The following is a 12,462-nucleotide window of genomic DNA, read 5'->3' as shown; positions in this document are numbered from 1 at the left end:
AATAATAACAATGAATAATACTCCGTCAAAACCCCTAGAAGAAAGCCTGGATTTAAAAGAGTTTATCGCTCTTTTTAAAACCTTTTTTGCAAAAGAAAGAGGTACTATTGCTTTAGAAAACGATCTCAAACAGGCTTTCACTTACTTGAATGAAGTGGATGCGATCGGCTTGATCGCCCCTAAAAGCGTGAAAGAAAGCGATCTTATTCTTATCAAGCTCACCAAATTAGGAACGCTCCATTTAGATGAAATTGATGAGATTGTCAAACGATTGCGCTACATTGTCGTTTTACAAAACGCTTTTAAAAATTTCACGCATTTAAAATTTTACGAACGCCTTAACGCTATTATTTTACCCCCTTTTTTTAATGATTTGATCGCTTTATTGGATGATGATGGGAAAATCAAACAAGGGGCTAACGCTACCCTAGACGCTTTAAACGAGAGTTTGAGTCGCCTTAAAAAAGAGAGCGCTAAAATCATTCGTAATTACGCGCATTCTAAAGAGCTTGCCCCTTATTTAGTGGATACCCAAAGCCATTTTAAGCATGGTCATGAATGCCTTTTGTTAAAAAGCGGGTTTTCTAGCGCGATTAAGGGCGTTGTGCTAGAAAGGAGCGCTAATGGTTATTTTTATCTTTTGCCAGAAAGCGCACAAAAAATCGCACAAAAAATCGCGCAAATTGACAATGAAATAGATTGTTGTATTAGTGAAATGTGTCAAACTTTAAGCCATAGCTTGCAAAAACACCTTTTATTTTTAAAATTCCTTTTCAAAGAATTTGATTTTTTAGACAGCTTGCAAGCACGGCTCAATTTTGCTAAAGCCTACAATTTAGAATTTGTCATGCCAAGTTTTACGCAAAAAAAAATGGTTTTAGAAAACTTTTCGCACCCCATTTTAAAAGATCCAAAGCCCTTAAATTTGAAGTTTGAAAAATCCATGCTCGCTGTTACTGGCGTGAATGCGGGCGGGAAAACCATGCTCTTAAAATCGCTTTTAAGTGCGGCGTTTTTAAGCAAGCATCTCATTCCTATGAAAATCAACGCCCATCATTCCATTATCCCTTATTTCAAAGAAATCCACGCCATTATCAATGACCCCCAAAATAGCGCGAACAATATCTCTACTTTTGCAGGCAGAATGAAGCAATTTAGCGCTCTTTTATCCAAAGAAAACATGCTTTTAGGCGTTGATGAAATTGAGTTAGGGACTGACGCTGATGAAGCGAGCAGTCTGTATAAAACCCTGTTAGAGAAATTGCTCAAACAAAACAATCAAATCATTATCACCACGCACCACAAACGCTTAAGCGTGTTAATGGCAGAAAACCAAGAAGTGGAATTACTAGCCGCTCTTTATGATGAAGAAAAAGAACGGCCCACTTACACTTTTTTAAAAGGGGTTGTTGGCAAAAGTTATGCGTTTGAAACTGCTCTGCGTTATGGCGTGCCACGGTTTTTGATTGAAAAAGCGAAGGCGTTTTATGGCGAAGATAAGGAAAAATTGAACATTTTGATTGAAAATTCCAGCGCGCTAGAAAGGGAATTGAAGCAAAAAAATGAGCGTTTAGAGAACGCTTTAAAAGAGCAAGAAGAGTTAAAAAACGCTTGGCTTTTAGAAATAGAAAAACAAAAAGAAATCTTTCACAATAAAAAATTGGAATTGGAAAAATCCTACCAACAAGCCTTGAATGTGCTAAAAAGCGAAGTCGCTTCAAAAGACACCAGCTCTATGCATAAAGAAATCCATAAAGCGAGCGAGATTTTAAACAAACATAAAAATAGCCATGAAACCCCACAAATTACAACAAGCTTTCAGGCTAACGAAAAAGCGCGTTATAAAAATGAAAGCGTGCTGATCGCTCAGATTTTGGATAAGGGCTATTATTTGATAGAAACCGAGCTTGGCATGCGTTTGAAAGTGCATGGGAGTTTGTTGAAAAAAATCCAAAAACCCCCTAAAAACAAATTCAAACCCCCTAAAACCATCATTCCTAAGCCTAAGGAAGCGAGCTTGCACCTTGATTTGAGAGGGCAACGCAGCGAAGAAGCTTTGGATTTACTGGACGCTTTTTTAAACAACGCGCTTTTAGGAGGCTTTGAAGAAGTGTTGATTTGTCATGGCAAAGGGAGTGGGATTTTGGAAAAATTTGTGAAAGAATTTTTAAAAAACCACCCTAAAGTGGCAAGCTTTAGCGACGCCCCCATTAATTTAGGCGGTAGTGGGGTTAAGATCGTTAAATTGTAGTTTTTAGAGCTTATTTGATTGGAATTGATGCAAAAACCCACTTTAAGTTATCCTAAAGCAATTTTATATACCAACGCTCAATGAGAACAAAGCCTTTTAAAAGAGAATCAAAAGGGCTTTATGGCTTTAAGCCAAAACCTTTAAGATCTTTAGCCTTGATAGGCTTTTATGGCTTTTTCTAAAACTTTAATCGCGCTCTCTTTGTTTTCAAACCCCTTGACTTTCACCCATTTATTAGGCTCTAAATCCTTGTAAGTTTCAAAAAAATGTTTGATTTTATCTAAAGTGTGTTTGGATAAATCATTAATATCTTTGACATAGGAATGCGTGGGATCGACCTTATCTACCGGCAGAGCGATTAGTTTTTCATCCATCCCGCTTTCATCTTCCATGTTCAAAACCCCAACCAAGCGTGCTTTCACCACGCTCCCGGCTTGGAAAGCCACATCGCTTAAAACCAGCGCATCTACAGGGTCGCCATCAGCCCCTAAAGTGTTAGGCACAAAGCCATAATTTGCAGGGTAATTTTGCGCCCCATAAAGCACCCTATCCACCATTAAAGCCCCACTTTCTTTATCCAATTCATACTTGATATTAGAATGCTTGGATATTTCAATCACCACGCACAAAGCGTTAGCGTCATGGCTTGTTTTTAGTTTGTCTAAATTCATTACAATCTCCTTTAAATAAGTTAGTAAAAAGACTTATTCTAGCATAAAGCCCACTCTTTTTAAACCTCTTTAGGGGTTTTTAAAGGAGCGTATTGTTTGCTGTATTTGTGAAAGGCCTTTAAACACTTTCTAGCATTAAACTTATGATAAAAAAGGTTATCATAATAAGATTTTTTAGGGGGTTTTAATGAAATGTCAAGCTTTTTTGCATTTTGAATGGTGCTATTGAAAGCATGCTTGTTCAAAGAAACAGGGCAAGGCAAATAGGTAAAATTAGCCACATCATGGTAAGTGGGGTTGTTCATAAACATATCCACCGGCTCTATGATTTTAAAACGCTCCGTGGCTTCTATAAAAGTTTTAGCACCTTTAGGCGTGAGATAGTAGCCTGCCGTAGTGGCCACATACACGCTGGTGAGGTAGAAATGCTCTAAAAATAGCGCTTCTTTTTCACTATCAGCGCGAGATTCCCAAAAGGTCTCTTTAATGTTTGTTTCTTTTGCCAATAGGGATTCGTATTTTTCGGTGAGTTCGTCGTATTTTCCTATGAGTTCGTCGTATTTTCCTATGAGTTCGTCGTATTTTCCTATGAGTTCGTCGTATTTTCCTATGAGTTCGTCGTATTTTCCTATGAGTTCGTCGTATCTTGCTACGATACCCCTATACACTTCTGTCCGGGCTAAAATATTTCCAATGAAGCGGTTGAGTTTTCTTTTAATTTTTCTAAAAACCCTTTTATTAAAAGAGATTTTTGGGGGTGCTATGCAAGGATCAGATGATTCTTGTTGTGTTTCAATAATAGGGTCTTGTTGTGTGTCTTGTGTGGAATTGGGGGGGGGGGGGGGTAACTTCATTATTTTCAATGGGCGTTTCTTCAATAGGTGTTTCAGTATTCTTAACCTCTTCGATCTCTTCAGTATATACAGGCAATGCACACAAATTGGTTTTATGGCCTCCCCAATAATGCCCATAGAGTCTCACAAAATCAAAAGGGCTTTTCAAGCAATCTTCTAAAGCTTGCATGAAATTAGGCTCTAAGGCTATATCATCTTCTAAAATAACGACCGGTTGGTTTGTTTTGACGCATTCTTTCCATAAAAAATAATGGCTCAAATAGCACCCAAATTCCTGGGGTAATAATTCCTTATAACAATAATCAGAATGAAACCAATCGGATTTTAACAAACTTGGGGAATCATAAAGCTCTTGAAGTAATTTTTCAAAATCTTGGTGTTTAGGGCTAATGGCGTCAAAGATTTGAAAAACACAACGCCCTTTAAATTTTTCATTAGACTCTAAAACGAGTCTTTCCGTGTCTAAACGCCTTTGACTTTCTTTTAAAGAAATGATATAAACTTGTGTCAAATGAACTCCTAAATATTTGCATTGATTCTATCATAAAGCCCACTCTTTTTAAATCTCTTTAGGGGTTTTTAAAGGAGCGTATTGTTTGCTGTATTGTTGAAAGGCCTTTAAGCGTTTTTTAGCGTTAAGGCTATAGTAGAAAAGATTTTTAAAAATTGATTTTTTAGGCGGAAGCGGGTAAGATTTCAAGCTCTCTTTTTTAGGCTTTTGGATCGTGCTGTCTAAAGAATGCTCATTTAAAGAAACAGGGCAAGGCACATAAGTTAGATTCATCACATCATGATAAGAAGAATTATCCATAAACATATCCACCGGCTCTATGATTTTAAAACGATTCGTTGCCTCTATAAAAGTTTTAGCGCTTTTAGGGGTTAAGTAATAGCCGGCTGTGGAAGCCACATACACGCTAGTAAGGTAGAAATGCTCTAAAAAAAAGGCTTCTTTTTCATGCGTTTCGTAATACTTTTTTTGTATTTTTTTTAGGATATAGTGCATGACCTTATGGGTAGAAAGATTTAAAAATCTAGAAACATTAAAAAATTTTTTAAATTTTTCTAAAATAGGGTTATTTTTAAAAGGATAATCAAAGGGAGGAAATACAAATTCTTTGGGTAAAACATGGAATTTTGTCTCGTGGTAATACCAATAACACCCATAAAACCTGACAAAATCAAAAGGGCTTCTCAAACAATCTTCTAAGGCTTGAATAAAGTTAGATTCTAGCGTTACATCATCTTCTAAAATGATAACCGGTTGGTTTAATTTGACGCATTCTTTCCATAAAAGATAATGGCTCAAATAACACCCTAATTCAGGCAAAGTCAAACCAGCACCCACATAAGAATGATACCAATCAGATTGCAATAAACTCGGAGCGTCATAAAGCTCTTGAAGTAATTTTTCAAAATCTTGGTGTTTAGGGCTAATGGCGTCAAAGATTTGAAAAACACAACAGCCTTTAAATTTTTCGTTAGACTCTAAAACGAGTTTTTCAGTGTCCAAACGCCTTTTGCTTTCTTTTAAAGAAATGATATAAACAGAGATCACAGCTCATTCTTTAGTCGCATTTAATTCCCAAAAGACAAAATATACTCTTGCATTTCATGCACGATTTCTTCAATGCTTCTTTCGCCATTGATGGTTTTATACACCTTCTTAGCCTTGTAGAAATTTTGGATTTCCATTAAAGGGTCTAAAAACACGCGCATGCGGTTATGAAACACAACCTCATTATCATCAGCCCCCCTAGAGCGCCCTAAAACCCTTTCTTTAGCGGTTTTTTCACTCACTTCTACCTCAATCACGCTTTTTAAGATCACTTCATTTTGAGCGTTCAATTCCTTGTCTAAAGCTTGCATTTGCTCCACGCTTCTAGGATAGCCATCAATTAAAATGATCCCTTTGCTAGAACTTTTAATCGCTGAAAGGATCGTTTCTACCACAATTTCTAAAGGCACTAATTCGCCTTGAGAGGTGAATTTCTCAATCAATAAGCCTCGATCGGTCTTTTTAGCGCTCTCAGCTCGCAATAAATCCCCGGTTGAAAAATGAGCGATTGTTGCGCTGTTGTTTTTAGCAATCCATTCCGCATCCGTGGTTTTACCACTCCCTGGGGCTCCAATAATCAAAAATAGTTGTTTCAAATCATATCCTTATAAATTTATTTTCTCAAGCGAATGTGCAATTCTCTTAGTTGCTCTTCGCTAATAGGGCTAGGCGCGTCAGTCAATAAACATGAAGCTTTTTGCGTTTTAGGGAAAGCGATCACATCTCTAATGCTATGAGATTGAGTCATTAGCATGATTAATCTGTCAAAGCCTATCGCAAAGCCCCCATGAGGAGGAGCGCCAAATTTTAGCGCTTCTAGTAAAAAGCCAAATTTCTTTTGCGCTTCCTCTTCATCAATATTGATCCTTTCAAAGACTTTTTTTTGCATGTCTTCTTTATGAATCCTAATGCTCCCCCCGCCAAGCTCCACGCCATTAAGCACCACATCATACGCATACGCTTCAATTTCTTCTATGTCTTCACATTCTATATTTTTAGGCATCGTAAAGGGGTGGTGTGCAGCGTGATAGCCATTTTCAGTTTTTTCAAACATGGGGAAATTGACTACCCATAAGAAATTCAAGGCGTTTTTATCAATCAAATCAAGCATTTCAGCCACCTTTAAGCGCAAGCGCCCCATGTAATCTAACACGATTTTTTTATCCCCTGCGCCAAAAAAGACAATATCCCCAACTTGCGCGTTAGTCCTTTCTAAAATATTTTTAAGCCCCTTTTCGCTTAAAAATTTAACCAAAGGCCCTTTAATTTCATCTTCTTTAATCTGCAAATACGCCAAGCCTTGAGCCCCAAACTGGCGCACAAATTCTTCTAATTCCTTTAAAACGCTGCGGCTAAAAGTTGCATCAGCCCCCTTGACATTTAAAGCTTTGATGCGTTTGTTTTTAGGATCTTGCGCAATATTGGAAAAAATAGCGTTGGAGCTGTCCATAAAACAATCCCCCACTTCTATTAAAGGCAATCCAAAGCGTAAATCCGGCTTATCGCTCCCATAATTTTCCATCGCTTCCTTATAAGGCATGCGTTTAAAGGGTGTAGGGATAGTATGCCCAATCGCTTTAAAAACCTCTTGCAACAAATCTTCTACCACGCCCATCACATCATTTTCATCGCAAAAACTCATTTCTGCATCAATTTGCGTGAATTCTGGCTGCCTGTCCGCCCTCAAATCTTCATCTCTAAAGCAACGAGCGATTTGAAAATACCTGTCCATTCCCCCCACCATTAAAAGTTGTTTGAATAACTGCGGGCTTTGAGGAAGGGCAAAAAATTCGCCCTCATGCACCCTGCTTGGCACTAAATAATCCCTAGCCCCCTCAGGCGTGGTTTTGGACAAAATGGGGGTTTCAATCTCTAAAAAGCCTTTTTGAGCTAGAGTGTTACGAGTAATCAGAGCCACTTCGCTGCGCAATTTAAAGATTTCATAAGCATTCAAAGAGCGTAAATCCAAATAGCGGTATTTCAAGCGCAAATCTTCGTTCACATTTTTATTGCCAATTTCAATCGGTGGGGTAGCGCTTTTATTTTCAATGACTAATCCTTCTAAAACGATTTCAATTTTTCCGGTCTTTAGTTTAGGGTTTTCTAACCCAAGCCCTCTCAAACGCACCTTTCCTTTAGCCACCAGCACAAATTCGCTCCTCACTTCTAAAGCCTTTTCATAAGCTTTAGAGCTAGGATCACACACTAATTGCACTAAACCGCTTTTATCCCTTAAATCAATAAAAACCACGCCTCCGTGGTCTCTATAAGTGTTGCACCACCCGGCCACTTTGATGATTTTACCCACATCTTTTTCACTAATTTCTGTGCAGAAATGACTTCGCATGTTTTATCCCTTTAAATTAAAACAAAAATTAAATTTATGAAAGCGTTTTTTTAAGCATTTCATGGATTTCAAGAATGTTAGATTTTACCACAAAACCATCCGCTTCTAAAGATTGGGCTAACTGGCGGTTAGAATCGCTGCTCATGGACGAATTGATAATCACAGGAAGATGCTCAGTCCTGTGATCAGCTTTAATGGTTTTTAGCACTTCAAACCCTGAAACATTAGGCATTTCTAAATCCGTAATGACCACGCCGACTTGTTGGTAATGTTCTTTTTCATACAAATAATCCAACAATTCCCTCCCGTTTGGAAAGGCTAAATAACGCAATTCTAAAGTTTGAACGATCTTTTCTAAGGTTTTAAGAGCGCTTAGGGAGTCTTCAGCGATTAAAATGAGTTTTTGGCTTTGAATGGCTTTGATGCAACGCAAGGTCAAATCGTCTAAATCTTTCAAGCTAGGGAAAACATCGCTGATCATTTTTTCCACATCTAAGATTTGCATCACTCGTTGTTCATCAAAGCGAGTGAGAGCGCTGAGTTTGTTATTGGCTTCAATGCCTTGTTTATCCCCGGCGCTAATTTCAGTCCAATTTTTATGAATAATCCTCTCAATTTTTAAAACCTTTAGGGCGATTGAATGGTTAGAAAAATGGCACACGATCACTAAATTATGGTTATCTTTAACGCCATATTCTTTCAAATCACGGCTAGGATCATTTGCATCATAATGCAACCACCTTTTCACATCCACTAAAGGAATGGACTCGCCCCTAACGCTAAGAAACCCGAGCATCACGCCATCGCTCCCCCCAAGAATCTCCGTAACCTCCCCATCATAATGGATAATTTCTCTGATCTTAAAAATATTCACGCCATAAAGTTGGGCGTCTTTTTCTGTATCTAATCTAAAGCATAGAAATTGCGCTTCGTTGTTTAAGTGTAACGAAGTCGTTTTGTTAATGTCTTTTACCACCTATTCCCTCTAAACCCTATCAAAGATTAAATGTTATAATACTACCCTAATTTAGTTTAAAAGGTTTTTAGAATATGATAAAAAGCCAAAAAGAATATTTAGAAAGAATTGAATATTTAAACACCCTATCGCACCACTATTACAACCTTGATGAGCCGATCGTAAGCGATGCAGTCTATGATGAACTTTACCAAGAATTAAAAGCTTATGAAGAAAAAAACCCTAGCCGCATTCAAGCTAACTCCCCCACCCAAAAAGTGGGGGCTACCACAACCAATCCATTCAATAAAAACCCTCATTTAATGCGAATGTGGAGTTTAGATGATGTGTTCAATCATAACGAATTGCAAGCGTGGTTGCAACGCATTTTAAAAGCCTACCCTAGCGCTTCGTTTGTGTGTTCGCCTAAACTTGATGGGGTTTCGCTCAATCTTTTGTATCAACATGGCAAACTAGTGAAGGCGACCACTAGGGGCAATGGCTTAGAAGGAGAGTTGGTTACCACAAACGCCAAACATATCGCTAACATTCCCCACGCTATCCCTTATGATGAAGAAATAGAAATCAGGGGCGAAGTGATCATTTCTAAAGAGGATTTTGACGCTTTAAATAAAGAGCGCCTAGACGCTAACGAACCCCTATTCGCTAACCCTAGAAATGCCGCATCAGGGAGTTTAAGGCAGCTTGATAGCAAGATCACTAAAAAGCGTAAATTGCAATTCATTCCTTGGGGCGTGGGCAAGCATTCTTTAAATTTTCTAAGCTTTAAGGAGTGTTTGGATTTTATTGTCTCGTTAGGGTTTAGCGCTATTCAATATTTAAGCCTAAACAAAAACCACCAAGAAATAGAAGAAAATTACCACGCTCTCATTCAAGAAAGAGAGGGCTTTTTTGCCCTTTTAGACGGCATGGTGATCGTTGTGGATGAATTGGATATTCAAAAGGAGTTAGGCTATACGCAAAAATCCCCTAAATTCGCTTGCGCTTATAAATTCCCCGCCCTAGAAAAACACACCAAAATTATAGGAGTCATTAACCAAGTGGGGCGCAGCGGAGCGATCACCCCAGTCGCTCTTTTAGAGCCGGTAGAAATCGCTGGGGCTATGGTTACGAAAGCGACCTTGCACAATTATTCTGAAATTGAAAAAAAGAATATCATGCTCAATGATAGGGTTGTAATCATTAGAAGCGGCGATGTGATCCCTAAAATCATCAAACCTTTAGAGTCTTACAGAGACGGCTCGCAACATAAAATCATGCGCCCCAAAGTTTGCCCTATATGCTCGCATGAACTCTTGTGCGAAGAGATTTTTACTTATTGCCAAAACCTTAATTGCCCGGCGAGATTGAAAGAAAGCTTGATTCATTTTGCTTCTAAAGACGCTTTAAACATTCAAGGCTTAGGCGATAAAGTCATAGAGCAGCTTTTTGAAGAAAAACTCATTGTTAACGCCTTGGATTTGTATGCTTTAAAATTAGAAGATTTAATGCAACTAGACAAATTCAAAATCAAAAAAGCTCAAAATTTATTAGACGCTATTCAAAAGAGCAAAAACCCCCCTTTATGGCGTTTGATCAACGCTTTAGGGATTGAACATATCGGTAAGGGAGCGAGTAAAACGCTGGCCCAATACGGCTTAAATGTGTTAGAAAAAAGCGAAGCTGAGTTTTTAGAAATGGAGGGCTTTGGGGTGGAAATGGCGCGTTCTTTAGTCAATTTTTATGCGAGCAATCAAGAGTTTATCCAATCGTTATTTGATTTGTTAAACCCTAAAAATAGCGATGCAGAAGAAAAACAGGAAAGCTCTTCTATTTTCAGTGATAAAACGATTGTTTTAACCGGCACGCTTTCTAAACCACGGCAAGAATACGCTCAAATGTTAGAAAATTTAGGGGCAAAAATTTCTTCAAGCGTGAGCGCTAAAACCGATTTTTTGATCGTTGGAGAAAACGCCGGCTCAAAACTTTCTCTAGCAAAAAAACATGGCGTGAGCGTTTTGAATGAAGAAGAATTATTAAAATATCTTAAAGAATTGGATTCAAATTAAGCCCTTTTGTGATTTGTTTTAAAATCTTATGTTTCATATCCAGTGAAATTCTAAAGAAAAAATTCTAATTTTTATTCTTATAATAGAATTTACCTACAAAATCCTATTTTGTGGTAGAATGCGAAAGGATCTTAAAATTAGTTAAAAATTGAAGGTAACCAAATAGATTAAAGGAATGATAATGGAACACCATAAAGCGCACACAACCATTCAAGCTTTACAAGCGAAACGCAAAAGGTTGTTAACCGAATTAGCCGAGTTGGAAGCAGAAATAAAAGTGGGCAGCGAACGAAAGAGCAGTTTTAATATTTCGCTCTCGCCCAGTTTGTTGGCCGAAATAGAAGAGATAGAATACGAAGAAAAAATCAGTAAAGAGCGAAGAATCAACCATAGCGTTTTACTCTCGCCCAGTTTTATGGCTAAAGTGGATGAGTATATGAAAGAAAAAGGTTTTCCTAATCGTTCGTTTCTCTTTGAAAAAGCGTTGGAGTTTTATATGTTAAAACACCCATAAACCAATAACGGACAAAAATGAGAGAATGTCTGCATGAGAGTTTTGATAATGAAAATCAAAAACTCCGTTTCTCTAGTTTTTTAGGGGATTTCTTTTTTTAAGCTTTGGCTTTTTCCATTTTTAGAGTTGGAACGCTTTTTAAAATCGTTCCACTCGCTTGGAGTGGGTTTATCAGTAACGCTATCGCTCGTATGGTGCTAGGAAATCAACGCTTATCAACACTTCTAGGCATTAGATCAGACTATAGTTTTAAAGCACAAAACAATAATATTCCATACCACGATAATATTATACCACAAACAATTGGGAGTTGTCTCTAACCTATTCAACTAGGATTAAACGCAAACGACCTTTTTAAATTCTATCAATCTTTTTATAAAAAATGCACTCTAAATCTGTTTGAAAAAAATCTTGTGAATAAAACCTACGAACAGCGATGGACAAAAACAGCGCTTAAAAATTGACTTGGCTCTTAGCCACCACCCCCAATTGATTATTATGGATGAACCAGAAATCAGTTTAGAGCAAAACGCTCTTATAAGACTATCAAATCTCATAAGCTTGTACAACACCCAACAACTTACAAGTATCATCGCCACTCAGATCTTATCGTTTTAGAGAGTTGCGAATGGGTCTTGTTGGAATGGCAACATTGCTCAATACGAACCTTTAGATTCTATATAGAATCTATAACTAAAATTTTTAACTTTAAAGAAAAACCAACCGCAAAAGACTTATTGGCATTACTAAAGGATATTTAATAAGGGCAACTCTATCTGTCTTAAAACTTAAAATCAAATCTTATCTCACCAATACAAGTGCGCTATTTTGGACTTTTATCTATCCTGTTTTAATGCTTTTATTACTAATTTTTGTTTTTTCAAAAAATACCACTGATTTTTTTACTTTAATAGCATTATAGGTTTAATGGGACTAATTATTATTTCTAGTGCAATCTTTGGTCTCACACAAGCTATAACAAGCTTGAGAAACGCATAATATATTCTTGTTCTGCATGCTATCACCAGCAACTTTCAAACAAATAACTCTAGCATTAACCGCTTCAAGATTAATCATTGTAATCGCTTTTATCTTTATTATTCTCTCTTTTTATACGCTCAATATCATCACTATTCTTCATTTTAAATCGCTTATTTTGGGGTTTATTAGTGTTTTTTCAAGTGCATTGTTTTGTTTTTGCTTAGCAATTTTTGTAGCTAGAATTTTTCAAAACGAACAAACC

The 12,462-nt window shown here is 37.3% G+C and carries 10 protein-coding genes and 2 pseudogenes; 5 read left to right on the top strand and 7 right to left on the bottom strand.

Annotation, left to right across the window (positions count from 1 at the left end):
• Window positions 1-10: 10 nt before the first annotated feature.
• Window positions 11-2,251 carry an endonuclease MutS2 gene (locus tag AA977_RS02800; protein WP_064434502.1) on the top strand — a complete coding sequence of 747 codons (2,241 nt, stop codon included), beginning with the start codon at window positions 11-13 and terminating at the stop codon, window positions 2,249-2,251.
• Window positions 2,252-2,400: 149 nt separating this feature from the next.
• Here AA977_RS02800 and ppa read toward each other — a convergent pair whose 3' ends face one another.
• Genes ppa through AA977_RS02765 form a run of 7 tightly spaced genes read right to left on the bottom strand, consistent with a single transcriptional unit; the run spans window position 2,401 to window position 8,657 of the window.
• Window positions 2,401-2,922 (bottom strand): inorganic diphosphatase, encoded by a 522-nt coding sequence (ppa, locus tag AA977_RS02795; protein WP_064434501.1) that lies wholly within the window; start codon window positions 2,920-2,922, stop codon window positions 2,401-2,403.
• A 59-nt stretch (window positions 2,923-2,981) separates the two neighbouring features.
• Window positions 2,982-3,776 carry a glycosyltransferase family 25 protein gene (locus tag AA977_RS02790; RefSeq protein WP_064434500.1) on the bottom strand — a complete coding sequence of 265 codons (795 nt, stop codon included), beginning with the start codon at window positions 3,774-3,776 and terminating at the stop codon, window positions 2,982-2,984.
• The gene (locus AA977_RS02785; RefSeq protein ID WP_064434499.1) at window positions 3,715-4,287 is read right to left on the bottom strand and encodes a glycosyltransferase family 25 protein; all 573 of its coding nucleotides are present in this window, start codon (window positions 4,285-4,287) and stop codon (window positions 3,715-3,717) included. Before AA977_RS02785 ends, AA977_RS02790 begins: the two co-directional genes overlap by 62 nt.
• Window positions 4,288-4,335: 48 nt before the next feature.
• Complete coding sequence (locus AA977_RS02780) at window positions 4,336-5,334, bottom strand: glycosyltransferase family 25 protein (protein ID WP_064434498.1); 999 nt, start codon at window positions 5,332-5,334, stop codon at window positions 4,336-4,338.
• A gap of 20 nt (window positions 5,335-5,354) precedes the next feature.
• The gene (locus tag AA977_RS02775) at window positions 5,355-5,930 is read right to left on the bottom strand and encodes an adenylate kinase (RefSeq protein ID WP_064434497.1); all 576 of its coding nucleotides are present in this window, start codon (window positions 5,928-5,930) and stop codon (window positions 5,355-5,357) included.
• A gap of 17 nt (window positions 5,931-5,947) precedes the next feature.
• Window positions 5,948-7,681: an aspartate--tRNA ligase gene (gene aspS, locus AA977_RS02770; RefSeq protein WP_064434496.1), complete on the bottom strand. Its 1,734-nt coding sequence runs from the start codon at window positions 7,679-7,681 to the stop codon at window positions 5,948-5,950.
• Window positions 7,682-7,715: 34 nt separating this feature from the next.
• Window positions 7,716-8,657 carry a chemotaxis protein gene (locus AA977_RS02765; protein ID WP_064434495.1) on the bottom strand — a complete coding sequence of 314 codons (942 nt, stop codon included), beginning with the start codon at window positions 8,655-8,657 and terminating at the stop codon, window positions 7,716-7,718.
• Between the two features lie 74 nt (window positions 8,658-8,731).
• Between AA977_RS02765 and ligA the strand changes: the two genes are divergently transcribed.
• The 4 genes and pseudogenes from ligA to AA977_RS08075 all read left to right on the top strand — a co-directional run.
• Window positions 8,732-10,705, top strand: a complete 1,974-nt coding sequence (ligA, locus tag AA977_RS02760; protein WP_064434494.1) for an NAD-dependent DNA ligase LigA — start codon at window positions 8,732-8,734, stop codon at window positions 10,703-10,705.
• Window positions 10,706-10,886: 181 nt separating this feature from the next.
• Window positions 10,887-11,219, top strand: coding sequence for a hypothetical protein (locus tag AA977_RS02755; RefSeq protein ID WP_014534777.1), 333 nt, complete (start codon window positions 10,887-10,889; stop codon window positions 11,217-11,219).
• Window positions 11,220-11,412: 193 nt separating this feature from the next.
• Window positions 11,413-11,980: pseudogene (locus AA977_RS08080) on the top strand (ATP-binding cassette domain-containing protein); the annotation flags it as partial.
• Window positions 11,980-12,462 (top strand): annotated as a pseudogene (locus AA977_RS08075) (ABC transporter permease); the annotation flags it as partial. The pseudogenes AA977_RS08080 and AA977_RS08075, both read left to right, overlap by 1 nt.

The sequence above is a fragment of the Helicobacter pylori genome, assembly GCF_001653455.1.
In the GTDB taxonomy this organism is placed as follows: domain Bacteria; phylum Campylobacterota; class Campylobacteria; order Campylobacterales; family Helicobacteraceae; genus Helicobacter; species Helicobacter pylori_A.
This window is presented reverse-complemented; position numbering and strand designations above follow the sequence as displayed.

What these genes read in the sequence shown, in the direction of transcription:
- AA977_RS02800 (WP_064434502.1), top strand. Translation starts at nt 11, where the DNA reads ATGAATAATACTCCGTCAAAACCCCTAGAAGAAAGCCTGGATTTAAAA.
- ppa (WP_064434501.1), bottom strand. Translation starts at nt 2,922, where the DNA reads ATGAATTTAGACAAACTAAAAACAAGCCATGACGCTAACGCTTTGTGC.
- AA977_RS02790 (WP_064434500.1), bottom strand. Translation starts at nt 3,776, where the DNA reads ATGAAGTTACCCCCCCCCCCCCCCAATTCCACACAAGACACACAACAA.
- aspS (WP_064434496.1), bottom strand. Translation starts at nt 7,681, where the DNA reads ATGCGAAGTCATTTCTGCACAGAAATTAGTGAAAAAGATGTGGGTAAA.
- ligA (WP_064434494.1), top strand. Translation starts at nt 8,732, where the DNA reads ATGATAAAAAGCCAAAAAGAATATTTAGAAAGAATTGAATATTTAAAC.
- AA977_RS02755 (WP_014534777.1), top strand. Translation starts at nt 10,887, where the DNA reads ATGGAACACCATAAAGCGCACACAACCATTCAAGCTTTACAAGCGAAA.